Origin of the sequence: Shimia aestuarii (assembly GCF_900114635.1) — a bacterium.
In the GTDB taxonomy this organism is placed as follows: domain Bacteria; phylum Pseudomonadota; class Alphaproteobacteria; order Rhodobacterales; family Rhodobacteraceae; genus Shimia; species Shimia aestuarii.
The window spans coordinates 1,052,201-1,076,221 of sequence record NZ_FOTQ01000001.1; the positions used below are offsets into that span (position 1 = coordinate 1,052,201).

Annotated in this window: 21 protein-coding genes; 8 read left to right on the forward strand and 13 right to left on the reverse strand. The window is 61.1% G+C overall.

What is annotated here, in order from left to right; genetic code table 11:
• Positions 1-19 precede the first annotated feature (19 nt).
• Entirely contained in the window at positions 20-778 is a 759-nt protein-coding gene (locus tag BMZ35_RS05335) for an SDR family NAD(P)-dependent oxidoreductase (RefSeq protein WP_093091570.1), read from the reverse strand.
• 378 nt (positions 779-1,156) lie between these two features.
• Between BMZ35_RS05335 and BMZ35_RS05345 the strand changes: the two genes are divergently transcribed.
• The gene (locus tag BMZ35_RS05345) at positions 1,157-2,812 is read left to right on the forward strand and encodes a U32 family peptidase C-terminal domain-containing protein (protein WP_093092592.1); all 1,656 of its coding nucleotides are present in this window, start codon (positions 1,157-1,159) and stop codon (positions 2,810-2,812) included.
• Between the two features lie 33 nt (positions 2,813-2,845).
• Here the strand turns inward: BMZ35_RS05345 and BMZ35_RS05350 are convergent, their stop codons facing one another.
• From BMZ35_RS05350 to BMZ35_RS05385, 8 genes are read right to left on the reverse strand one after another with little or no spacing between them, the layout of a single operon-like run.
• On the reverse strand, positions 2,846-3,322 hold the full coding sequence (locus tag BMZ35_RS05350; protein ID WP_093091574.1) for a class I SAM-dependent methyltransferase: 477 nt from the start codon (positions 3,320-3,322) through the stop codon (positions 2,846-2,848).
• Positions 3,319-4,074 carry a polysaccharide deacetylase family protein gene (locus tag BMZ35_RS05355; protein ID WP_093091576.1) on the reverse strand — a complete coding sequence of 252 codons (756 nt, stop codon included), beginning with the start codon at positions 4,072-4,074 and terminating at the stop codon, positions 3,319-3,321. The genes BMZ35_RS05350 and BMZ35_RS05355 overlap by 4 nt, the downstream gene beginning before the upstream one ends.
• A complete protein-coding gene (locus tag BMZ35_RS05360) occupies positions 4,071-5,213 on the reverse strand; it encodes a glycosyltransferase family protein (RefSeq protein WP_093091578.1) in 1,143 nt (380 codons plus the stop codon). The genes BMZ35_RS05355 and BMZ35_RS05360 overlap by 4 nt, the downstream gene beginning before the upstream one ends.
• Positions 5,210-5,797: a histidine phosphatase family protein gene (locus BMZ35_RS05365; protein WP_093091580.1), complete on the reverse strand. Its 588-nt coding sequence runs from the start codon at positions 5,795-5,797 to the stop codon at positions 5,210-5,212. Before BMZ35_RS05365 ends, BMZ35_RS05360 begins: the two co-directional genes overlap by 4 nt.
• Positions 5,794-6,870 (reverse strand): glycosyltransferase family 4 protein, encoded by a 1,077-nt coding sequence (locus BMZ35_RS05370; protein ID WP_207502904.1) that lies wholly within the window; start codon positions 6,868-6,870, stop codon positions 5,794-5,796. Before BMZ35_RS05370 ends, BMZ35_RS05365 begins: the two co-directional genes overlap by 4 nt.
• Positions 6,870-8,111, reverse strand: a complete 1,242-nt coding sequence (locus BMZ35_RS05375; protein ID WP_093091582.1) for a glycosyltransferase — start codon at positions 8,109-8,111, stop codon at positions 6,870-6,872. Before BMZ35_RS05375 ends, BMZ35_RS05370 begins: the two co-directional genes overlap by 1 nt.
• Positions 8,108-9,331 (reverse strand): glycosyltransferase family protein, encoded by a 1,224-nt coding sequence (locus tag BMZ35_RS05380; RefSeq protein WP_242654697.1) that lies wholly within the window; start codon positions 9,329-9,331, stop codon positions 8,108-8,110. The genes BMZ35_RS05375 and BMZ35_RS05380 overlap by 4 nt, the downstream gene beginning before the upstream one ends.
• 32 nt (positions 9,332-9,363) lie before the next feature.
• The gene (locus BMZ35_RS05385) at positions 9,364-9,756 is read right to left on the reverse strand and encodes a UDP binding domain-containing protein (RefSeq protein WP_093091584.1); all 393 of its coding nucleotides are present in this window, start codon (positions 9,754-9,756) and stop codon (positions 9,364-9,366) included.
• Between the two features lie 232 nt (positions 9,757-9,988).
• On the opposite strand from BMZ35_RS05385, the gene BMZ35_RS05390 reads away from it, so the two are divergent.
• Positions 9,989-12,352, forward strand: a complete 2,364-nt coding sequence (locus BMZ35_RS05390; RefSeq protein ID WP_093092598.1) for a mechanosensitive ion channel family protein — start codon at positions 9,989-9,991, stop codon at positions 12,350-12,352.
• 229 nt (positions 12,353-12,581) lie between these two features.
• Here the strand turns inward: BMZ35_RS05390 and BMZ35_RS05395 are convergent, their stop codons facing one another.
• Genes BMZ35_RS05395 through BMZ35_RS05410 form a run of 4 tightly spaced genes read right to left on the reverse strand, consistent with a single transcriptional unit; the run spans position 12,582 to position 18,431 of the window.
• Positions 12,582-13,733: an ABC transporter permease gene (locus BMZ35_RS05395; protein WP_093091586.1), complete on the reverse strand. Its 1,152-nt coding sequence runs from the start codon at positions 13,731-13,733 to the stop codon at positions 12,582-12,584.
• Positions 13,730-14,758, reverse strand: a complete 1,029-nt coding sequence (locus BMZ35_RS05400; RefSeq protein WP_093091588.1) for an ABC transporter permease — start codon at positions 14,756-14,758, stop codon at positions 13,730-13,732. The genes BMZ35_RS05395 and BMZ35_RS05400 overlap by 4 nt, the downstream gene beginning before the upstream one ends.
• A 9-nt stretch (positions 14,759-14,767) precedes the next feature.
• A complete protein-coding gene (locus BMZ35_RS05405; RefSeq protein ID WP_093091590.1) occupies positions 14,768-16,660 on the reverse strand; it encodes an ABC transporter substrate-binding protein in 1,893 nt (630 codons plus the stop codon).
• Positions 16,653-18,431: an ABC transporter ATP-binding protein gene (locus BMZ35_RS05410; RefSeq protein ID WP_093091592.1), complete on the reverse strand. Its 1,779-nt coding sequence runs from the start codon at positions 18,429-18,431 to the stop codon at positions 16,653-16,655. Before BMZ35_RS05410 ends, BMZ35_RS05405 begins: the two co-directional genes overlap by 8 nt.
• A 229-nt stretch (positions 18,432-18,660) precedes the next feature.
• On the opposite strand from BMZ35_RS05410, the gene BMZ35_RS05415 reads away from it, so the two are divergent.
• The 6 genes from BMZ35_RS05415 (at position 18,661) to BMZ35_RS05440 (ending at position 23,999) form a co-directional block, all read left to right on the forward strand.
• Positions 18,661-19,152: a class I SAM-dependent methyltransferase gene (locus BMZ35_RS05415; RefSeq protein ID WP_093091594.1), complete on the forward strand. Its 492-nt coding sequence runs from the start codon at positions 18,661-18,663 to the stop codon at positions 19,150-19,152.
• 190 nt (positions 19,153-19,342) lie between these two features.
• The gene (locus BMZ35_RS05420; protein ID WP_093091596.1) at positions 19,343-20,569 is read left to right on the forward strand and encodes an aminotransferase class I/II-fold pyridoxal phosphate-dependent enzyme; all 1,227 of its coding nucleotides are present in this window, start codon (positions 19,343-19,345) and stop codon (positions 20,567-20,569) included.
• Between the two features lie 4 nt (positions 20,570-20,573).
• Entirely contained in the window at positions 20,574-21,206 is a 633-nt protein-coding gene (locus BMZ35_RS05425; RefSeq protein WP_093091598.1) for a DUF4833 domain-containing protein, read from the forward strand.
• Complete coding sequence (locus BMZ35_RS05430) at positions 21,203-22,324, forward strand: inositol-3-phosphate synthase (RefSeq protein ID WP_093091600.1); 1,122 nt, start codon at positions 21,203-21,205, stop codon at positions 22,322-22,324. Before BMZ35_RS05425 ends, BMZ35_RS05430 begins: the two co-directional genes overlap by 4 nt.
• Positions 22,324-23,118 carry an SDR family oxidoreductase gene (locus BMZ35_RS05435; protein WP_093091602.1) on the forward strand — a complete coding sequence of 265 codons (795 nt, stop codon included), beginning with the start codon at positions 22,324-22,326 and terminating at the stop codon, positions 23,116-23,118. Before BMZ35_RS05430 ends, BMZ35_RS05435 begins: the two co-directional genes overlap by 1 nt.
• A complete protein-coding gene (locus BMZ35_RS05440) occupies positions 23,115-23,999 on the forward strand; it encodes a phosphatidate cytidylyltransferase (protein WP_093091604.1) in 885 nt (294 codons plus the stop codon). Before BMZ35_RS05435 ends, BMZ35_RS05440 begins: the two co-directional genes overlap by 4 nt.
• Positions 24,000-24,021: the final 22 nt, after the last annotated feature.

Genomic DNA, 24,021 nt, shown 5'->3' on the forward strand with positions numbered 1-24,021 from the left:
TGCCTCCGGCCGGAGCTCCTCAATTTTCACCCACCGACGGGCTGAGCACTTGACCGTTAATCGCGCCCGCTTCTTCGGAACACAACCAAAGCGCCGCAGCGGCAATTTCGTCTGTCCGATTGAATTGGCGCTGCGGGCTGATCTGCTGCAAGGCGGCCTTTGCCTTGTCCAACTCCAACCCGGCTTTTTCCACGATATCGGATCGCGACAGGTCCATGATCCGGGATTCCACATAGCCGGGGCAAATCGCATTGACCGTGATCCCGCTCGTATCCAGCTCAATCGCTACTGCCAGCGTCAGCCCGACCACCCCAAATCCGGCGGCGCAATCGCCGCTGACACAGGGGGAGCCCTTCAACCCGGCCATCGAGGCCACCGCGATCAGCCGCCCCCAGTCATGCCGGCGCATGTCGGCCAACCCGGCCTGCCAGCAGTGAACCACGCTCTTGAGATTGACCGCTAGCGAAGCATCCAGTTGCTCGTTCGTCATCTCCTCAAATGGCACGCGCTCCCCGCCCTCGGGAGCGGCAACCACGATCTCAACGGTACCGTTCAGCCCCCGCGCCTGGCGAAACGCATCCCCGACGGCGTCCCGGTCGGTCACGTCACATGTCACCCAGCCAATGGCCTTGTGCTGCTTCGCAACCTCCCGCAAAGGTGCTTCGCGCCTGCCCAACACCGTCACCCGCGCCCCGGCATGGGCCAGCACCTCTGCGATTGCTGCCCCCGCCCCGGAACCGCCCTCGCTTACGATGGCATGTTTGTCGGCAATGCTCATATCCGGATCACCTCCGCTTCACGATTGAAAAGGGCACCCAAACCCCTTGCCCAGGGTTCGACCCCGGCCCTGATTTGGAGTTGACCCGCCGGACCTTGCCCCTCGGACCATTGTCCGAACACTCTTGTCACACAAGCCCTCACAAACATGACAAAGGGGGTTTCCTGACTTGTGGCCATGGTAGGCCAAGCCAGATTTTGCTTCAGGCTTGAAGCTCAATATTTGAAATGCCGAAAATCCCCAAGCCGAACAGGCTGGATTCCAATACCGATGCAATACCGACATGATACCGACGTAACACCGACGCGCCCAAAACTGCGATTTGCGCCAATGGCAGATCCCGTGTAAGACGGCCCTCTTATCATGGATGCGCGACTCATGACCCAGAAAAAATCCGAACTCCTGATGCCTGCGGGCAACCTGCGAAAACTCAAGATGGCGGTGCTTTACGGTGCCGATGCCGTCTATCTTGGCACGCCTGACCTGTCGCTCAGGACCAAGTCGGAATTCTCTCTGGAAGAGGTGATCGAGGGCGTCGAGTTCTGCCACGCGCATGGCCGCCGCGCCTACCTCACGCTCAATTTGTTTAGTCATAACAAAGATATACCCAAGCTCGACGAATATATCGACACGGTACGCAAGGTGAAGCCTGACGGGCTGATCATTTCCGATCCCGGTGTGTTCCAGTTCGTGCGCGAACGCGCCCCCGAAATCCCGCTGCACGTTTCGACACAGGCCAATATCGCCTCGTGGCTGACCACACAGTTCTGGCAGTCCCAAGGCGCCGACCTGGTGGTTCTGGCACGCGAAGTCTCGTTTCCGGAACTGGAAGAAATCCGCGAAAAATGTCCTGATATCAAGCTCGAAGCCTTCATCCACGGCGCCATGTGCATGACCTATTCCGGTCGCTGCCTGTTGTCGAACTTCATGGCCGAGCGTGGCGCGAACCAGGGCAACTGTGCCAACTCCTGCCGCTGGAACTACAAGTTCCACATGCGCCTCAAGGATGGCACCGTGCAGGAACTGATCGTCGACGAAGACAACCTGCACATGTTCGAGTTTCTGCTGGAAGAAGGCGTGCGGCCCGGTGAATTTCTCCCCATTCAAGAGGATGAACGCGGCAGTTATATCCTGAATTCCAAGGACTTGTGCTTGATGCCCAAGCTTGACGACTATCTGCGGATTGGCGTGGATAGTCTCAAGGTCGAGGGGCGTGGCAAGTCGGAATACTATGCCGCCATCGTCGCCCGCGCTTATCGCATGGCGATTGATGACTATTACGCGGACCCCGAAAACTGGAACGCGGCCGACTATATGGAAGAGCTCGAAACGGTTGGAAACCGCGGCTATACGCTCGCCTTCCACAAGGGCCGACTGACCAACCTCGCCCACGGCTATGAGCAGACACAGGCCATTGCCCAGTGGGAATATGCCGGGTTCGTCACCGAGGTGAAGGACGATGCCTTCTTTGTCGAAGTGAAGAACAAACTAGAGCCGGGCGACGTGATCGAGATTGTCTCGCCGGTGGCCCGCAACACGATTCTTCTGCGCGGTTACGAATACGAAGTGGCTGAGACCGGTGAGAAAAAAGAGGTTATCCACGGCTCGACAAAAACCGTGATCCGCCTGCCGTTTTCTCTTTTTGAACAAGAAGATATGGACGATCTGCGGCACAACTTCCCGCCGATGACCGTGCTGCGCAAGGAGCGCGCGCTGACTGAGGAACAGTGGAAACGGCTGCAACTCGACAAGACGGCGCTGGCGATGGAGGTCAAGGATTCCACGAACGAAACCGCCTATAAACGCCGCCGCGATGCGCTGGTCGAGGCAATCGAGGCCGACACCAATACGCGCCGTTTCAAGACCAACCGCAAAGGCACCGAAGGCTGTTGCGGCAAGGGGTGCAACGGCTGTCTGATCTTCTGGCAGGACGACATGTACGCCCACGCCCGCGAAGTGCTCAAAGAGCGCAAGCAAGGCGCGATGTTGACCAAGGCCGAAGCCGCCGCGTTCAAGCTGCCGGCGGCGGAATGATCTGCACGGAAAGCGTTTTTCAACGCCTTTGGGTCAGGTTCTGTAGAAACAGTAGCGGTCCGGCGCGACGGTTTCCGGGCCACGCACCTGCTCAAAACCGACCAGCGGCTGGCCTGAAATCAGAACGCCGCCCGGCGCCATGATATCGGCAATCATGGGCGACAGACGCGCGGCTTCGGCCACGTCCTTGTCTTTCTCGCCAAAGCCAAAGTCATAATGCGCCAACACGATCTTGGCGCCGCTCGCGGCCAGTTTCCTGAGCATGTCTTCGGCTTCGCCTTGCAGGAAGTCCTGCTCGGGTGGAATGCAGGAAGGATGACATTGCAATACACGGTCGATGACCCATATCCGGCGATCGGGCGCGATCTCGCGCAGGTGGTCATAGGTGCGGCCATTGCCAAGCCCCATATCCACGTAATCGCCTTCGACCCCAGCCACACAGGCGTGCCCCCATTCCAGCCCGTCCCGCTGGGCGGCCAGCCGCCGCATCATGCTGTCCAAACGGCTCATGTCCTGTCCTTTCCGTTCTGCCGAAAGAGCGTCACGGGCCCCTCGCAAAGTTCCAAAATGAATTGACGCGAGAACTCCCAGATATCCGCGTCATGTACAAGGTGATGTGTCAGATACCCCAAGGGCTCGGCATTGTCTGACCGCCCCTCCCGCCTGTCACGCAACAGGGCAACCGTCTGTTCCAAAATAGCTTCTGGCGGTACAAGCCCACGTGTGCCGCGCCAGAAGATCGGGTCGATATGGGTGTTGATCTGTTCCAGCCCCGGCACAGCATCGACCGACTTGCGCGGCAAATAGGTCGAAACCGACTCGTATCCCAGCGACTGCAACAAAGGCAACGCACCATTGTCCAACCGGTTCCAAGGCGGCACGAACATCCGCGCCAAACGCGCGCCGAACAGGTCTTCCATCCTTGCCAGACCCGCCTTCAAATCGGCCTCGATCTCGGCCTTTGGACGGCCCGGTCCGAACTCGGCTTTCTTCTGCCCTTCCGGCGCGTTGTTGGCATGGGCCCAGCCATGCACGACCGGCACAAAGCTGTCGTCAAGGGCCCGCGCCAGATCCGGCGTCGCCTCGCTTGGGATGATCGCCAGATGCACCGGGACGCCGGTCTCGTGGCTGAGCACGGCAAGACGGTCCAGTGCGGCGGTCGGCGCCACCGCGTCGTCGTCCCGCCACCAGAGCGGAAAGGATTTCCCCTGCGCGCGCCACAAAGTCAACTCGGCACGCAAACTGGCAAAATCGACCCTCATTTGCGCATCTTCCCGAGAAGGTCTTCCACAATCTCTACGGTTTCTTGTGCGCCCCGCATGGCAAGGCCATCGCCGCTGCGCCGCCCCTCTGCCATCACGGAGTCGACTGCTGCCGCCATGGCTTCGGGTGTCAACTCAACGGTCGGAATCACATCCACCGCCGGAAGCGCGGCGAGCGCGCAGGCGCGCAGGCTCTGTTCGACTTCACCGCCGTCATCAAATGGCACCAGAACAGCGGGAAGCCCGGTCTGCAACAGATCCAGCGCCGTATTGTATCCACACATGCTCACCGAAGCCGCCGCACCGGTCAGCATCTCGCGAAAATCCGGGCGCACGGGTTCGATGGTGATCTCAAGATCTCCCGCTCGCGCCGCAAGTTCAGCGATCCGGTCGTTGCGCTCTGCGCCGCCCACCAGCAGGCGCCAAGGCAATGGAGATTGCCGCGCCGCCTCGACTGCACATTCAAACAAAGCCTGCCCCACAGCCCCTCCACCCGCGCTGACGATGATCTCGTCCTGCCCCACTCCGGACGGATGCGGCGCGGCGGGTGGCGGCGCGACATACCCGGTATAATGCAGCAAAGGTTGGATCACTTCGGCCACCGGCCAACTGTCTTCCAGCCTGGTGATTTTCGGGTCGGAATGCACGAGCACCCCGTCATAGTGTTCCAGCAGGATTTCCCGTGCGCGGTCAGCCTTGGACGGCTTGGAAGGCGGCGCAAGTATGTCTCGGATCGAGGCCAGCACCAGCGGTTCGGGGCGCATCTGGCCTGCCGCCTGCAACAGCGCGAGAAACTCGGCCGACAGTGCACGGCGGCCAAAGGGAAAAAGCTCGGTGATGAGCACATCAGGGGACAGGGCGCGCAGCGTTTTCACCATGCCCTCCGTCCGCTTCGCAAGATAGGTTTCATCCACCACCTGCCCATCTTCATCCAGAAGACGGGTGAAATTGGTGCCGTCCGAGGTGAGCGGCGGTAACTGGACGAGGTTCAGGCCATCCATGTCAAGATGCGGTGCCGCGCGACCACCCGAGAGCACCGTCACCTCATGGCCTGCATCGGAAAATGCCCGCGCCAGTGTCACCGCGCGCGACAGGTGGCCTGCCCCAAGCAGGTGCGTGACCGCGATCAGAACTTTCATGACTGGCGCGTCTCCAATCGCACGATATCCGGGTCCGCCACACGTACACCCGCGTCCGAAATCTCGACCACGAACAGGCGATTTCGTTTGATGCGATATGGCGCAGGGCCGTCAAAATCCCACCCATAGGCCCGTGCAAGAACGATACGCATCGTGCCGATATGGCACACCGCGATACTGTCGCGTTCAAGCGACATCAACCACGGCTCAAGCCGCGCCCAGACGTCGCGGGGGCTTTCCCCTCCGGGAGGGCGATAATCCCAGCCCCAATGTTCAATATCGCGAAAACCAGAGGACGGGTCCGCCTTGAGATCGACGCCCCTGAGCCCTTCCCATGTCCCCCAGTCCATCTCGATCAGTTCAGGTACCAGCGTTGGTGTGTGCCCGGCCACGATCCGGGCCGTGTCACAAGCACGGGTCAGGGGGCTCGCATAAACGTCGGCGTCGCGCCAGCCATCCGGCAGCGTGTATCCCGCCAAATCCGCGCGCGCCATGTCGTCCAGCGGTATATCTGTGCGGCCCTGAATCCGGCCCGCGCGGTTCCAGTCAGTGTGTCCGTGGCGCATCATGGCAAAGCGGATCATTCGGCCTCCGGTATCATCGGGGCAAGTGTGCCCCAAAGCGTGTCACGCGCCGCGCCGATCAGGTGGTGCGCCGCGATCCTTGTGCGCGCCTCTTTTGCACGGCGTGCGTGATAGGTGGTGTCATTCAACAGGTGATGCAACTCGGCGGCAAGGGCTTCTTCCGCCTGCGCGGGCACAAGGCCACCGGGGGCGACAACATCGCGAACCCCCTCGCGGTTTTCGGCAACCACCGGCACCCCGGCGGCCTGGGCTTCGAGATACACCATACCAAAGGCCTCGTTCACCCCCGGCCAGAAAAAGGCCCGCGCCCGGCGATAGGCTGCAGCCATGCCGTCGCTGTCCAACTGCCCGAGGAATGCAACCTTCCGGCTCAACGGCGCGAACATCGCGGCGACCTCGTCCTTCATTGGACCGTCCCCGGCAATCTCGGCCCGCCATGGACCATCGGGCAGTTTCGCCAAGGTTCTGGCAGCAATGTCGTAGGAGGCAAGCTTGTCTCCGGGCCGCATCATGCCGGCAAGCAGGATGATCGGGGGATCGCATGGCGCGGCGATGTCCGGCAAGGCCACTTGCCCAAGAAACGGGGCCAAATGCACAAGGCGCTGACCGCGCCGCAGGAACGGGCGCAACCCATCTGCGTCGCGGGCGGTGAAATGGAACAGCACGTCGGCGCGGTCACAGGCTGCGGCGGCTCTTTCTTCGAACATCGCCCATGGCCCGGACAATCGCTTGGCCGCGCGGGTTGCCTCGATGGTGAGATAGGGAATGCCAAGCGCGTCACAGACAGCCGGGCCAAGCAGGTCGGGCGCCTTGTAGTAACTGTGATACGTCACCCAGGCCTGCCAAGGAGCTTTCGCCACAAGTCGGTGCACCTCGGCTTCGGCCTGCGTGATCAGCACCGCCTGCCGGGCCGGATCCCCCTGCTTGTCTAGGCTGCGAAACTCGGAGACCCGTTCAACTTGGTGACCATCGCGGGCAAGTGCCTTGAGCAGGTTGCGCGCCACTTCACGCTCGCCAGAGGGCACCGGATGATCGGGCGATTTCAAAGGGGCGTAAAAGGCGATCCGCGACATCAGCAGGCCGCCGCAAACAGGCTTTGCAACCGCCTGTCCAGTTGCGCAATCCCCGGTGCCATCAGGAAATGGGCGTTAAGACGATCATAGGCTGCCTCTGCCAGTGCCTCGCGGCGTGCCGGGGCGCGGGCCAGGTGTTCCAGCGCAGCGGCAAGGTCCGAAGGTGCATCGCTTGACAGAACGCCATGTTCCCCGTCGGTGATGAATTCGGGAATGGCCGAAACCGGCGTGGACAGAAGGCACAGTTTTTGCGAGGCCGCTTCCATGAGCACATTGGGCAAACCATCACGGTCGCCATCGTCGGCGATCCGGCTGGGCAGCACGAAAATGTCGGACCGGCGCATGGCCTCGATTACCTCGGGCTGATCACACGCACCGCGCCAAGTGATCCGATCCGCCAACCCCAGCCGGTCGGCCTGCGTCTTGAGAGCATTGCTCAACCCACCGCCGCCAATATGCTCCCAGTGCCATTCCAGATCATCCGGCAGGCGTGCGAACGCTTCGAGAAGACGATCAAACCCCTTTTTCTCAACCAGACGTCCAACCGACAGAAACCGAGTGGCGTCGGCATCCAGGCGGTTTTCGGGCGGCGGCGGAAACCGGGCGATGTCGAGCCCGTGATACACCAGTTCAACCCGGTCGGGCCGGTCTGCCAGGTCTTGCAAATGTGTCGCCCCTACGCCGGTGCAGGTGGCCAGGAAAGTCGCGCCAAACGTGTCGTCCTGCAGCTTCTCGCGCTTTTCCCACTCGGGCGAAGTCCAGATGTCCTTGGCATGGGCCGAAACGGCCCAGGGCATACCTCGCAGGATCGCCGCATAGCGGGCGACCGAAGCCGGTGTATGCATGAAATGGGCATAGATTGCCGCTGTCTCTGACGGCATTTCCGCGGCCATCACGCAAGCCTGTCCGAAACGGCGTACGCGGTTGCGGGTCCGATCCCGCCGCAGGTCGCGCCACCAAGCCCCAAATGCCCGAGCAAAACCATCGCGGAACACGCATTTCACAACGCCGCGCAGCACCCGGAACGGTTCCTGATGCAGGTATTCAGGCAGATACCGCACCTCGGCCTGAAGGCGGTCATGCAAGGGGTGGCGCTTCTTGTCGGTGGGAAAGCGCAGGGACCACAGATCGAGCGCGTAACCGGCCTCTTCCAGAGCGACCAGTTCCTGCGCGATGAAGGTTTCGGAAAGCCGCGGCCAGCCCTTGACGACCACCGCCAGCTTGCGTTTTGCAGACGTCATGCGACCCCTTGGGACTTCTGCAGGCCGAGCATCTGCAGGACACGGCCGGACACGAAATCCAGCCCGTCCAGAAGCCCGGGGACAAATGCAGAGCTGGGCTTGGGCTGCGACGGCAAGGCACGAATGGCGGCGATCATCGCATCCGCCGTCAGCCCGTCACGGTATTCATCCAGCACTCGGACAAGCCCCAATCCTTCGGCCCGGCTGGCGCGGATATATTGTTCGAGACGCGGCTTGGTCCGTGGCACGATCACGGCGGGTTTGTCAAAGGACAGAACCTCGCAGAACGTGTTGTATCCCCCCATGCACACAATGCCCTGCGCCCCGGCAAACAGGTTCTCCATCCGACTTTCAAAGCCCACCGCCCGCACCCGTCCGTTCAGCGCGGCGACACGCATTTCGAACTCGGCCCGCTGAACACCCGACAGGAAGGGCCCATAGACCAAAAGCGCGTTTGGCCCGAGATCCGGCGCGCGCTCATAGGCCGACAGGACAAGGTCCACCATGCTGGCCCCATCACCACCGCCGCCGGGCGTGATCAGCACATAGGGTTCCAGCGGGATTTCTCCTTCGGTCAGTTCGTCCCGGCGCAGATAGCCGGTGAATTTCATGCGCGACCGGAACGAGGTCGACAGGCTCAACCCCTCGGTCGGGTCGCAAATCGAGCGCAGGCCATAGACCCAGGTCTCATCATAGTACTTTTCCGCCGCGGCGAGCGCCTCCTTGCGGTTCCATTCGGCGGCCAGCACCTCTGGGTCGTCCAGCACATCCCGCAAACCAAGAACGATCTGGGCCTTGCGCTTTTCTTTCAGCCAGTCCAGCGCGGGCAACAACTCGCCCCGGAACCCGGTCGGCTCCTTGTCGACGATCAGGATGTCGGGATCGAAATGCTCTACCGTCGACTTGATCAACCCGGCCCGCAACGCCGTGGTTTCGTCGATATGCAATCCAAGCCGCTCTGACTTGTAGTCCCCATCCGGCGTTTTGGTCACACCGGGCAAACGGATATGATCAACGCGCTCGGGAAAGGTAAACCTCCCGGCCACCGGCGAACCGGTCAGGATCAGTGCAGAAATCCGTTCGTCCGCCTGCGTGATCGCGCTGGCCAGCGCACGCGACCGGCGCAGATGCCCCAAGCCATAGGTATCATGGCTGTAGAACAGCACGCGCGGCGAGTCTCCTGCCCCGTTTTCGCAGTTTATGGAAATCGCGTCAGACACGCCCTCGCCCCGCTCTCCACCTTGTTACAACCTCAAATCCGACTCGGATTTTGCCAAAAACCCTCAATATCGTAAAGCAAAGCGCCCGGCTTTCCGAGTGCCCTGATTGCTGCTCCGCAAATGCTTGCGAACACGCCATGGGCCGCCGCGATGACGATCCCATCATATGTACCCGCGTCTGCCTCCGAAACCGGAGATATTCCATACTCATGTCGGATGTCATCTGCATGAACATGTGGGTCCCGGACATGAACCTCTGTCGAGTAGCTTTCCAGCTCGTCTACAATATCGGATGCGCGCGTTTTGCGGGTGTCGGGATCAAAGCCGATCACCTCGAACCCCGGCCGTCCACGGGACTGCGACAAAGGCAGGCCCACATAGTCCAGCCCCAAAACGGCGATCTTGTCCTGTTTCGCTTGGCTCACGAGTTCCTTGCCTCACAGTATCCGATTGTCTGACAGGTTCAGTGCTGCGCTATAGAAAATGGCACCTGTTGTCACGCCCAAAGCGGGAAAAACTCCCGCAAGGGAAACAAAGGTGGGACACCAATGCCAAAGTGCGTTTGTGTTGCGCGGCAAACAGCACGGCATTGCGATTTGCCCGCACCTGCAAGTCGCGCTAGAGATTGGACGTGTAGAAGAGGATCGCGAAACCACCATGCGCCAGTTACTCACCTCGATTATTGTGACTCTTTGTCTGGCTTTGCTGCTCCCGCTGCACATGGCTGATGCCCAGGAAACAGTGGATGCGCCACAGAATCCGGCAATTGCAAGCATCGTGGAGGAAGCGGCGCGCAACGGGATGAGCGTGATCATACTCGACGCCAGCGGGCAGCCCGTCGGTCCCGATGCTGCCCCGTCCAGCGGCGACGTGGAAGACGCATCCGAGGATCAGGGCAAGGGTGCGCTGATGCAGGTGCAATCCGAGGTCGACGATTTCCGCTCTGTGCTGAACAGCCGTCTGGATGCGCTCCCGGCCGCTATCAACGAAGTTCTGTTCATTCTGCGCGCGTCCAGCCCGGACGGAACGATCATGGCCTTCGTTCGCACGTTATTGTGGATGCTGAGCTTTTTCTTCGTCGGCATACTGTTTGAACGCTTTGTTTATGGGCCGAAACTGGCTGCGCGGTTTGTCATTCCCATGATCAAGGAAAACCCGCAGGGCTATTCAGAGAAGCTGCCATTCCTCGTCGTGCGTTTTGTTGCGGGTGTGATCGGCGTGGCCATTTCGATGTTCATCGCTTTCCTGCTGGGGCTGATCATTCACGGCCCGGCAGATGACACCGCGATCCGGTTCACCATTGTCTCGATCAATGCGGCCTATGCCCTGTGCCGGGTCGTGTCGCTGGTATGGCGCATGATCCTGTCACCCTACCTTGCGCAATACCGTATCCCCGCGCTGACCACGAAGGATTCCAAACGCCTGCATCACTGGGCGTTTTCGCTTGCCATTCTGGACATCTGCGCGACGGTGTTCGGCGCCTGGCTCAAGGAACTGGGCCTGAACTACGACGTCTACGCGGTGATGCTGCTTGCACTGACTGTGGTGATCGCAGTGGCCAACATCTCGATGGTTCTCGTCAACAAGAGGGCAATTTCGACCGCGATGCGCAATGGGCGTGCGCCGGAAAACGTGACGCTGCTGACCCGTTGGGCCAGCATTCTCTGGGCCCCGATTTTCATACTCTACATTCTCTACGGCTCGGCCGAGCTGGCCTTCGACCTCGTGCTGGGACAGCCGACCTCGATCCCGCTGATCGCCGGGGCGTATTTCATCTTCACTTCGATCATGGTGGTCTATGCCACGATCAACTTTGCCATCGAGCGCTATTTCGCCCGGTCCCGAAACCTGCAGGAAATGAACGAGGCGGCGGACGCACTGCGCGAAAGTGCGGAAGACGGCGCACCGCTTGACGCGCAGCAGGAAGACGAACTCGAGAAAATCCAACGGTTTCTCGACCACCGCCGGATCAGCACATTCGAGGACCTTGCGCGGCGGGTTTCGGGGATTCTGGCCGTGGTGGCGGGGCTTTATGCAGCCCTGCGCATCTTTGGCGCACAGGATCTCATGTCGTCGCAAAGCTCGCTTTCGGATCGTTTCCTCGACGTCGCGGTCATCGTGTTCATCGGCTATATCGTGTTCCATGTCTTCCGGATCTGGATCGACACAAAAATTCAGGAAGAACAGGGCGATGAATCCGAGGAGGCGGAGCTTGGCGACGAGGGCGGCGCCAACAGTGCGAGCCGCCTTGCGACCCTGCTTCCGCTGTTCCGAAGCGTGATCCTGCTGGTGATCATCGTCACGATTGCGCTGATCGTGTTGATGGAACTGGGCGTGAATGTCAGCCCGCTCTTTGCCGGTGCCGGTGTGGTTGGCCTGGCCATCGGGTTCGGGGCGCAGTCGCTTGTGCGGGACATCTTTTCCGGCGCGTTCTTCTTGTTCGACGATGCGTTCCGCAAGGGCGAGTATATCGACATCGGCAGCGTCAAAGGCACGGTCGAGAAGATCTCGGTCCGCTCGTTTCAGCTGCGCCACCACCTTGGGCCGCTGCACACCATTCCCTTCGGCGAAATTCAGCACCTGACCAATTTCTCAAGGGATTGGGTGATCATGAAACTCAAGCTGCGCGTGACGTATGACACGGATGTCGAGAAGGTGCGCAAGCTGGTCAAGAAGCTTGGGATCGAGCTGCTGGATGACCCGGTGATCGGGCATAATTTCATCCAACCCCTGAAGTCTCAGGGCGTGGTCGAGATGCAGGACAGCGCGATGATCATCCGCGTCAAGTTCATGACCAAGCCGGGCGACCAATGGCTGGTGCGCAAGAAAGTCTATCAGGACATCCGCGAGCTGTTCGAGCGCGAAGGCATCAAGTTTGCCCACCGCGAAGTGACGGTCAGAATTGCGGATGAGGATGCGCAGGGCCTGACGCCCAAGCAGCGCGAGGCGGTTGTCGGCGCGGTGGAGGCCGCGATGGACGATGACGACGGACCGGACGCCGGGGGCGGTGACGACCGCTAGGGGGCGACTCGGGGGTTGACGCCTTTGTTTGTTGGCAAAACCGGCTTCGGCGTTGCGTCGGTATCACGTCGGTATTGCGTCGGTATCAGATCGGTCGACACCGGGATTAACGCGGCGGGCGTTGCGTTGTTAGGGGGGCCAGCCCCCCGCCGCCTTTGGCGGCGCCCCCCGGAGGTATTTTGGGCAAAATGAAGAGTGGGCGCCTTTTGGGGAGCGCGCCCGACTTGACCTAGCTTCGGTTGGGATCGAGCGCGTCGCGCAGACCGTCCCCAAAGAAGTTGAAGGCCAGCACCACCACCACGATGGGCAGCATCGGGATCGCGGTCCACGGATAGATCTCGATCGAGGCGAGGTTCTGGGCATCATTCAGCATGACTCCCCAACTGACCGCCGGCGCGCGCAGGCCGAGGCCGAGGAACGAAAGCGCGGTTTCACCAAGAATCATGGCCGGGATCGAGAGTGTTGCCGAGGCAATCAGGTGACTGAGGAAGTTGGGCAGCAAGTGACGGCGGATCACGCGGCTTGGTTTGGCCCCCATCATCTCGGCGGCGCGCACAAATTCTTCTTCGCGCAGCGACAGGAATTTACTTCGCACCGCGCGCGCCAATCCCGGCCAGTCAAGTATCCCGAGGATGATCGAGATGATGAAGAACACTGCAACCGGGCCCCAGTGCGAGGGCACCGCTGCAGAAAGCGCAAGCCAGAGCGGCAATTCCGGCAGGGAACGCAGGATTTCGATCACGCGGTTGATGATCCAGTCTAGGAAGCCCCCGAAATACCCCGCGATCGACCCCAGCACGATGCCGATCACGAAAGACACGGTGATGCCCACGAGACCCACGGTGAGCGACAGTTGCGCGCCGTACATGATGCGACTGAACACGTCGCGCCCCAATCGGTCGGATCCCCAGAGGAAGACGGTGGCGCCTTCTGGGGCGCAGAACAGGTGTGTGTCGGTCTTGATCAGCCCGGCGAGGCGGTATTGCCCGCCTTTGCAGAAGAATTCGAGCCTGGCGGGTTTGCTTTCATCGGCCACGTATTCCCACGCGAATTCTTCAAGGTTCATCTGGGCTGTTGTCTCGTAGACATGCGGTCCGATGAACTTGCCTTCATGAAAGAAGTGAATCCATTGCGGCGGGTGGTAGAGGTAGTCTTCCTGCCGCTCGTTGGGCGTGTAGGGCGAGATGAAGCCCGCCACAGGCAGCATCAGGTAGCTGAGCAGAAGGAACAGGGCCGAAATAAGCCCCAGCTTGTGCTGCTTGAAGCGCAACCACAAAAGCCGCGTATTGGACATGTCGAGATCGGCATGGCGCGCCTCTGCGCCAATGTCGCGCTCATAGGGCTGGTCGTCAACATAGCGTCCGTCGGGGGTCATGGTCATTTCTCACGCCCTCCAAAGCGGATACGGGGATCAAGCAGCGCCAGCAGGATGTCAGACACCAGCGTGCCGATCAGGGTCAGAAGCGCCACGAACATCAGCACGAAGGCCGACAGGAACAGGTCCTGTGATTTCAGCGCGGTGAGCAGCACGGGGCCGATGGTTTGCAGGCCCAGCACCACCGAGACCAGAACCGAGCCGGAGACCAGCGAAGGCAGCAGCGTGCCGATGTCGGCCACGAAGGGGTTGAAGGCAACGCGCAGCGGGTATTTGACCAACATCGCGCTTTCGCGCATCCCCTTGGCACGGGCGGTTTCCACATAGGGTTTACCCAGCTCGTCCAAGAGGTTGGCGCGCAGGCGCTGCATCATGGCCGCCGCACCGGAGGTGCCGATCACGAAGGTCGGAATGATCAGGTGGATCAGCACCGATTTCATCTTCTCAAACGACATCGGTTCGCCTTCGAATTTCGGGTCCATCAGCCCGCCGATGGGCAGGTTGAGATAGCGGTTTCCGTAATAGAACAGGATCAGCGCCAAGAGGAAGTTGGGCGTGGCAAGGCCAAGATAGCCGACAAAGGCCGAGGTATAGTCGATCCAAGTCTTGGAACGCGCTGCCGCGATCACGCCCAGCGGCAGGGCGATGGCATAGATGAAGAGCACGGCGGCAAGGTTGACCAGCACGGTCATCCAGAGCGCGCCGCCAACAAGATCGGCCACGGGTTTGTCAAACTCGAAGGACCAGCCAAACTCGCCCTGAATAATGCCCAAAAACCCGTGCGGGCCGGGCATGAAGCCCATCCAGATCATGTATTGCTTCCACAAGGGTTGATCGAGCGAATACTCGGTGCGCAGGAATTCCGCCTTGGCGATGCCGTTGGATTGCCCGGTGGCGCGCAGTTCGTTGATCTGGTTGGAGAGGTAATCCCCCGGCGGCAGGTTGATGATGATGAAGATCATCACCGACACCACCAGCAACGTGGCCAGCATCGTGAAGAACCGGAAGATGGCAAAGCGCAGGATGGCCATTATTCGTTCCTAGTCCTCAAAATAGAATTCGTCGGGGCGGTGCATGCCGAAATGGGCGCCGGGCGACCACGCCCAGATTGCCTTTTCCGGCACGTTTTTCAGGCGGTTTGAGACAACAACCGGCTGGGGCGCGGAGTTCAGGATACCGATGGCAAAGAGCTGATCGGCGTGGATGTTGATCATCTCCTGCCATGCCTGCCCGCGTTCGACGGCGGTATAGGCGCGGTTCCACGCTTCAGCCAGTTCGTTCAGCCGGATCGCAGCGGGCATGTCGGGCGGCTCTCCCGCATCACCGTTGGTCTGGTGGTACTGCCCCCATTTCGGCCAGGCAAAGAACTCCTGGTGATGCGGGGCGACGTAGGAGGGCGATGTGTAGGTCTGGGGGATGCCGTTGTCCCAGCCGAACCAGACCGCCGCCATGGTGTTCCCCGAATAGACACGGTTGCGCAGAATATCGCGTTCCAGCGGGCGCATGATCAGCTTGATCCCGATGTCTTTCCAGTTGTCGATAATGATCTGGAGCGCGTTTTCGACCTCTTGCCGCTCACCGGCAGTTTCGACCACGATCCACATCGGGCGCCCGTCAGGCAGCTTGCGATAACCGTCCTTGTCCCGTTCAGTCAGGCCCATTTCGTCGAGGATCGCGTTGGCCTGATCGACATCGTAATCTGCCCATGCCTTGCGGTTTTCTTCCTTGTAGAAGGGGCTGATCGGAAGCACGGTCATCGCGCCTTCCTTGGCGAGGCCGAAATACAGCCCCTTGTTGATGATCTTGCGGTTGATCGCCAGCGACAGGGCACGGCGCAGGCGCACATCGCGCATCATCTCGCGCCAGCCGTCATCGTTGTAGTTCAGGTTGAGGTAGATCGCGATTTGCGAGGCGGTGCCGTTGCCCCAGAGATGGGTGGTGTAATTTCCGTTGGCCTCGCCCTTCTTGAGGATCGCGGTATCCTTGAAGTCAAGCCCGCGCGCCTGAAGGTCCACTTCGCCTGCGTTGGCCTTGGCGGCAACCAGTCCCGGCGCGACGACCTGCATTTCCACGACATCGACATAGGGCAGGTGAACGCCGTTGGTGTCGACCCGGTGATAATAGGGGTTACGCACGAAAAGAAAGCGGCTCTTGCCGTCCTTGGTGGCCAGCATCCACGGTTGCAGTGTGGGCAGATCCGGGTTGTCGAACTTGTACATGTTGTCGCTGCGATTGTGCAGCGCGGGCCAGCTGCGCACGCGTGCCTCGTAGAGCAGCTCGTCAAGCTCTTCCTCGTTGGCGTATTTGGCGTGCAGCTTCTTGAGAAAATGCGCCGGGCGATAGATGAAGGGCGGGCGCGCCTCGGCCAGGGATTGCAGGAATTGCGGGTTCGGCTTGGACCATTCATAGATGATGGTGGTTTCGTCGGGGAAGGTCACGGTGGGCAATTCGCCCTCAACCCGCAGGAAATCGACCGGGCCGGAGGGCGACAGGAGTTCGTTGTTGGCGACATCCTCCCACCAGTAGCGGAAATCCTCGGAGGTGAACGGGTGGCCGTCCGACCAGCGATGACCCGCGCGCAGGTGCATGGTGAACTTGCGGTCATCCTCGATGTCGATGGCCCGGAGAATATCTGGTACGATCTCGTAGCGGGCATCATAACCCACGAGGCGGGCATAACCGTAGACGACCATCTGGCGCACATCCTTGGCCCGCGTGACCATGGTGCGCAGGGTGCCGCCCTGCTGGCCAAAACTGCGCCCCTTGCGCTCAAGATCGACCATGAGCGGTTCAGACGGAACGCGGTCCGCGACGGGTGGCAGATTGCCAAGATCGACCTCGGCTTTCCAGAAGGCGCTTTCCTGCACCTCGGTCGCCCCGGCCAGCGTGGCGGACAGCGACATGGCAATGGCAAAGAGATGTTTCTTAAACATGGCAACGTACCTTGTGCCCTGGCCCCGTCTCGGTAAGCGGCGGCGCGTCAAGACCGTCGAAGCGGAACGCGTCCGGCCAGGTTGAGGGTTCCCCGGCACCCTGCGCCACGATCCTGAGGTTGATCGGGCGATTGATGTCCGGCTCTGGTTGAGCCGCGATCAGCGCCTTGGTGTAGGGGTGTTGGGGGTTATAGAACAATTGATCCGGCGGCCCCTGCTCGACCACCAACCCCGAACGCATCACCGCAACTTCGTCGGCGATCCGCGCCACGACGGCAAGGTCGTGGGAAATGAACAGGTAGCTGAGGTTGAGCCGGTCGCGGATTTCTTCGAGCAGGGTCAGCACCTGTTCCTGCACCGACACATCGAGCGCCGAAGTGGGTTCGTCACAAACAAGGAACGTCGGCCCCAGCATCAGGGCGCGCGCGATCGAAAGACGTTGTCGCTGGCCGCCGGAAAAGGCGTGCGGATAGCGGGTCAGCATGTTCTGGGACAGCCCGACCCAGCGCAGCATTTCGGCGGCGCGATCCATGCGTTCGGACGTGTTGCCGATGCCGTGGATCTCCATCGGCTCCATCAGCGCATCCTTGACCCGCATCCGGGGATTGAGCGTGGAATAGGGATCCTGAAACACCATCTGCGCCTTGCGCTGGAACGCAAGCCGTTCGACATTGTTCAGCTTTTGCAGGTCCACAGGTTCGGCGCCTTTTTCCGAGCGGAACAGGATCGACGCGCCGGGATCGGCACGTTCCGCGCCCAGCGCCATACGGGCGCATGTGGTTTTGCCCGAGCCGGATTCACCGACGACTGCAAGGGTCTTGCCGCGCTCGACACCGAATTCGATGCCACGCACCGCGTGAACAACTGTCTTGGGCTTCCACGGCGACGACCCCTTGAGCGTGAAGGTCTTGGAAACATCGCGCATTTCGAGGATGTAGTCGCGCTCGGTCTCCTTGCCCTTGTCGACCGGGGTTGCCGGGATCTCGGGCGCGGCGGCCATCAGATCGCGGGTATAGCCATGCTTGGGATCACTCAACACCAACGGCGCGGGGCCGGATTCCATCACGCGGCCCCGGTTCATCACCACCACGCTGTCGGCCATGTTCGCCACAACCCCGAGGTCATGAGTCACGAGGATCACGGCCATGCCGTATTCCTGCTGAAGGTCCTTGATCAGACCCAGCACCTGCGCCTGCGTGGTCACATCCAGCGCGGTTGTCGGTTCGTCGGCGATCACCAGTTCGGGTCGGCCCACCATGGCCATTGCGATCATGGCCCGCTGACGCATCCCGCCAGACAACTCGAAAGGATAGCTGTTGTACACACGCTCCGGGTCTTTGAAGCCGACCCGTTCGAACATGGCCAGTACGCGCTTGAGCTGTTCGCCCTTGCCCATGTGCTTGTGCAGGCGCAGCACCTCGGTCACCTGATTGCCGATCTTGTGCAGTGGCGAAAGGGAGCGCATCGGCTCTTGAAAGATCATCGAGATGCGTTCGCCGCGCACCCGGCACATCTGCCGTTCGCTACGCTGCATCAGGTCGATGGGGGTCGCGCCCTCGGGTCCGGCAAACAACACCTTGCCCGACCGCACCTGGGCCGCCGCAGGCAGGATGCGCAGCGCCGCGCGACAACTCAACGTCTTGCCCGAGCCGCTTTCCCCAACCAGCGCGAGCGTCTCGCCGGGTTTCACCGAAAAACTGACATCGTCCACGACAGGTGCGGCGTTATCAAAGCCGATGGTCAGGTTTTCAACAGTCAATAATGCGGTCACACCAATTTCCCCTGACGCGCCCGGATATTCGCCCTGACAAGCAGGTGGACGCTTTTTTGCGAGTGAACATGATTATCCGCTTTGTCGCAAGCTTCTAGCACCCGGATGGACGCAAGGGCGCGACAGTTTGATGACTTTTGATCAGAGGTGATTTGTCGGACCCACGTAGGGGTGACATCCGGTCGGGAACTGGTCTAGGAGATTGAAGACCGCAAATCAGGAGACCCGCATGAGCCGTCTGGACGTTTTTATCAACAGAATGGTGTCACAGCGCGCCTGCCTAAACTATGCCGCTGAACAGACAGGGGACATGGACGGCCCGGTTTTCGAGCTTGGCCTTGGCAACGGGCGCACCTTTGATCACATGCGCGAAATCATGTCGGGGCGACCGATTTACGTGTTCGAGCGCAAGGTTGAATCCAACCCGGCCTCGACACCAGAACCAGAGATGACCATTCTTGGCGACGTGCGTGAAACGCTTCCGGCGGCGCTGGAGCGGTTTGGCGCGACGGCCAGCCTGATCCACGCCGATCTTGGCGGCCACAACCTTGAGAAAAACGACCGCTTCGCGCGCGAAATCTCACCACTCATCGAACCGATGCTGGCCGTGGGCGGGCTCATGGTGTCGTCGGACCGGATGTACTTTGACACCCTGACCGAGTTGCCAACCCCGCCGGGCGCGGTTGAAGGGCGGTGTTTCGTCTATCGCAAAGATAAGTGACTTTGTGGGAAAACGGGTGTTTTTGCCCCTGACGCCGATGAATTTTATGGCCTCCCGCCACTTGGGACTTCATATTCGCGCGGCAACGGATTAGGGATTGCCGCAATTAGCGGGTTTTTTGGCAGTTCGATTGAGCGCGAACCAGATCACGCGCACCAGATTGATTGAATACTCCGGAACGGGGACGTACATGGAAAGCAAGACCTCAAGCTTCTTGAAATTCACCGAGCGGTTTTTTCGCCTTGGCGGTGGCTTCCTGATCGAAGAGGACAACCCGTATTTCGTTGCCACGGACATGCTCGAGGACATGAGCGACCAGTGGCCCGACGGTTATCTGTCGATGGCCCATTACGACTATCTTGGCCTGATGCACCACCCGGAGACCACCGAGGCCGCCAAGGCCGCCATCGATCGGCACGGCACCGGCGCGGGCGCGTCGCGTCTGGTGGGGGGCGAACGCATGGCGCACCGCGCCTTTGAAGAGGAAATGGCCGAGTTCCTTGGCGTGGGCGGGGTCATGACGATGATCTCGGGCTATCTGACCAATGTGAGCGTCATTGGGCTTTTCATGCACCACAAGGACCTGATCGTGGTGGACGAGTTGGCGCATAACTCGATCATGGTGGGTGCACAGGGGGTTCGGGCGGATGTCGTATCCTATCCGCATAACGACCTTGATGCACTTGATGCGCTGCTGCAGGAAAAGCGCGGCAACTATACGCGGGTGATGATCTGTACCGAGGGGCTGTTCTCGATGGACGGGGACATCACCGACCTGCCGAAGCTTCTGGAGATCAAGGAACGCCACGACGCCTGGCTTCTTCTGGACGAGGCACATTCCTATGGTGTGCTGGGCGCGACGGGGCGCGGTTCGTGCGAGCATTTCGGTGTTGACCCCGAGCGGATCGAATTGTCGGTGGGCACGCTTTCCAAGAGCTTTGCCTCGGCTGGCGGGTTTGTCGCGGGCAACAAGGCGGCGATCGACGTCATGCGTTTCGGCGTGCAGGGCTTTATCTATTCGGTCGGCCTTCAACCGGCGACGGTGGCCAGCTCGCACCAGGCGCTGCGCATTCTGCGCCGCGAACCCGAGCGGGTCACACGCCTGCGCGAAAACTCCGTCATGTTCCTGAACAAGGCGCGCGAGGCCGGGTTGAACACAGGAACAGCCGTGGGTGAAGCGGTTGTGCCGATCATGTTCGATACGCCGATGGAATGCCTGCAAGTTGCCAAGAAGCTGATGGATCAGGGGATATATGCCCCGCCCGTCATCCAGATCGGCGTTCCCAAGGATCTGCCGCGTATCCGGTTCTTCATTTCCGCAAGCCACACCGAGGCCGACATCGACCGGGTGATCAACGCCGTGATCGAGGCCTCTGGCGGCGCCCATGCGGCGCGGGCTCGCCTGAGCGCGGAGTAACGGCATGCCCCGGTTGCGTCACCTCTCATTGTCATTGGCCCTGTTTCTGGGCCTGACATGGGTGTTGAGCGCGCTGGTGCCGCAAGAGGTCGAGGCAAAGCCTCGCCTGATCTGGGGCGAAAGCAAGACGACAAGCCAGCTGCCGGTCGCAAAAAAGGGATTTCCGCACCCCAAGGACCGCTACCAGCTGTTTTTTGTTCAACGCACGATGAACGCCAATACCGTAGTCTATGCCGCGAAGTTCGATGCCGACGGCATGCTGAACGCGCGCCGACCGATTGTCGGCTATTGGCGCCGCTACGAGGAACAGGGGCAAACCATGGCCCTGCGCTGGTATGAACGTGTCTTCGGATACGGCGTCCGCACGCGGCGCCATGCCAACGGGCGGGACTTTGTCGTTTCCTTTAACGCGATGCGCAACGAGACGCTCGAGCTGCGCCAGACCGGACCTTTTCAGGCCACGCTATGGACACGGCGCAACAATCGTGATTTTGAGCTGATCTATGGGTTTCTCGATCTTGATGAAGGCGGTGTTCTGCCCCGGGTCGAGCGCCTGCGCCTTTATACGACGGATCCGGCAACGGGCCGTTATGTCACACACTTGATTGCCGTTTCCGGTGGAGAATACCACGAATGACTTCTCAGACGACGCCTACGCCCATCCGCACCGTGATCGTGGGTGTTGGCAACTGTGCCAGCTCGCTGATTCAAGGCGTATCCTACTGCAAGGCCATGGGCGATGACGCTGTTGGTGTAAGCTTTCCCGATCTGGGCGGTTATCGCCCGCAGGATATCGAACTGGTCGGGGGCTTTGATGTTGACCTGCGCAAGGTCGGCAAGCCGCTTGGCGAGGCCGCCTTTGCCCAGCCCAACTGCACCGAGAAATTCTATACCAAGCTCGATGATCAGACCGCGCAAATCTATCGCGGGCCAGATCTCGACGGGGTTGCTTGGCACATGCTGCAGAACCCCGAGGACCGGTCGTTCCGCCTGTCGCCGGAACCGGCGATGAGCCAGGCCGAGGTGGTCGACACGCTGCGCAACCTCAAGGCGGAAGTGATGATCATCTTCCTTCCCGTCGGGTCGCAGAAAGCCGTGGAATTCTATGTCGAATGCGCGCTGGAAGCGGGCGTGGCCGTTGTGAACGGCATTCCGGTCTTCATCGCCTCGCACCCGGTCTGGGCCGAGAAATTCCGCGCCGCGGGCGTGCCGATCCTTGGCGACGATTTCAAGGCGCAGTTCGGCGCGACCATCGTGCACCGCACGCTTGCCAACCTGGCCAAGATGCGCGGCGTCGAGATCGACCGCACCTATCAGCTTAACGTCGGGGGCAACACCGACTTCCTGAACATGACCGAACAGGAGCGCCTGACCAACAAGCGAGAGAGCAAGACCGAAGCGGTGCAGGCCGTGCTCAACAATCGCCTGCAGGACGATGATATCCGCATTGGTCCCTCCGATTACGTGCCGTGGCTCAATGACCGCAAGGTCGCCTATGTCCGCATGGAAGGCCGCCTGTTCGGCGGGGCGCGCACCAATATCGAAGTACGTCTCGATGTCGAGGACAGCCCGAACGCGGCCGCCGAGGCGCTGGTCGCGATCAGACTGGCCAAGATTGCGCAGGATCGCGCCATGGCCGGCCCCATCGCCGACGCAAGCGCGTTTCTGTTCAAGCATCCGCCCGAACAGATCGAAGACACCGACGCCCATGACGTGATCCTGAATTTCGCCCAAGGGGGCGAGGCGGGCGCCTGATGCGCCCGGCCTTTATCACCGGCGGGTCCAGCGGCATTGGTTTGGCCGCTGCGATCCGGTTGGCGCAAAAAGGCCACGACATCGCGCTGTTTGCACGCGACCCGAGCAAGCTTTCGGCGGCGCGTTTGGCCATTCTGAACGTCGCGCCAACCTGCGATGTGCGCGAATTTCCTGTTGATGTCAGCGACCGCGCCGCGATCACGGCGGCGGTGGGTGAAGCCGTCGCGGCACTTGGCGCGCCCGAGGTGGCGATTGCCAGCGCCGGGATCGCGCAGCCGGGGTTGTTCAGCGACCAGAGCCTCGACGTGCATGAACGGCAGATGGCCGTGAACTATTTCGGTGCGCTCTATTTCGTGCGCGCCCTGACCGAGCCCATGGCCGCCGCCGGTGGGGGCCAGATCGGGCTGGTCTCGTCGGGGGCGGCGTTTTTCGGGATCTACGGCTATGGCGCCTATGCGCCGTCCAAATTCGCGCTACGCGCTTTGGCGGAAATCCTGCACCTCGAACTTGAGGCGCAGAAGATCGGCGTCACGATCTGTTATCCACCCGATACGGACACGCCGATGCTCGAAGAGGAAATGAAAACCAAGCCCGCCGCCACCGTGAAAATCTCGGAAGGGGGCGGATTGTGGACCGCTGACGCCGTGGCCGTTCGCATGCTCAAGGGCATGGCCCGCCGCCGTCCGGTCGTCGCGCCCGGTTTCCAGATGGCGGGGCTGCACTGGTTCACGAGCCTGATCGCGCCTCTCCTGCGCTGGCATCAGCGGCGCATCATCCGCAAGTACGGCCCATGAGCGGTTTGTCGATTGAACAGGTGGCGCTGGCGGCGGCTGGGCTTTTGGTCATGGGCTATGTCCTGCTTGGCCTTGTCTGGCTGTTTCCCGGAACCCGTGCCACGGGGGCCGAGCTTCTCAAGGTGTTCACCAGCGCGACGCTGATCGCAGCGATCCTGATCGGTGCCGCCCTTGCTGGCACTGTGGGGGTCGTGGTGCTGATGGTGCTGGTCGCGTTGCGGGCCGGGTATGAGGCGGGCACGGTACGGCTTGGCGCGGGGATGGCCGCAAAAGGCATGGCCGTTCTGGCGCTCGGGCTTTGCCTTGCAGCCATGGTCGAGCCCTGGGCCGCCGTGGCGATGGCGGGTTTGTGGCCGCTGCTGCTGCTGCGCCTGCTGATGGCGCAGGGCGCGGACAGCGCCGCGCGCCGGATCGTGGACCTCATGGTCTTCCCGGTTCTGCCAATGACGCTTCTGGCGTATGGCACAGTACAGCCCGAGCTGCGGGTGACGATGTTTGCCGCCTATGCCATGGTCGAGATTTTCGACAGTTTTGCGCTCTTGTCGGGCAAGCTTTTTGGCCGGCGCAAGGCGTTTCCGGTGCTTTCACCCAACAAGACGGTCGAGGGTCTCATCGGCGGGGCAGTGAGCCTGTGCCTGATCACCGCGCTGGTCGCGCCGATGCTGTCGCTGCCGCTGACCCTGTCTGTTGGGGCCGCCGCCATGGTGGCCGTTCTGGCCATCGCGGGGGATCTGGCCGCGTCGCGGCTCAAGCGGATGGCCGGGGTCAAGGATTACCCGGTGGTGCTGCGCCGCCAAGGCGGCGTTCTGGACTCGCTGGACAGCTGGATCGCCGCGGGCGGCGGGCTGGTGGCGCTGCATTTCGTCCTGACCCTGCTGTAACGGGTTGTCTGGGATGGCTGCA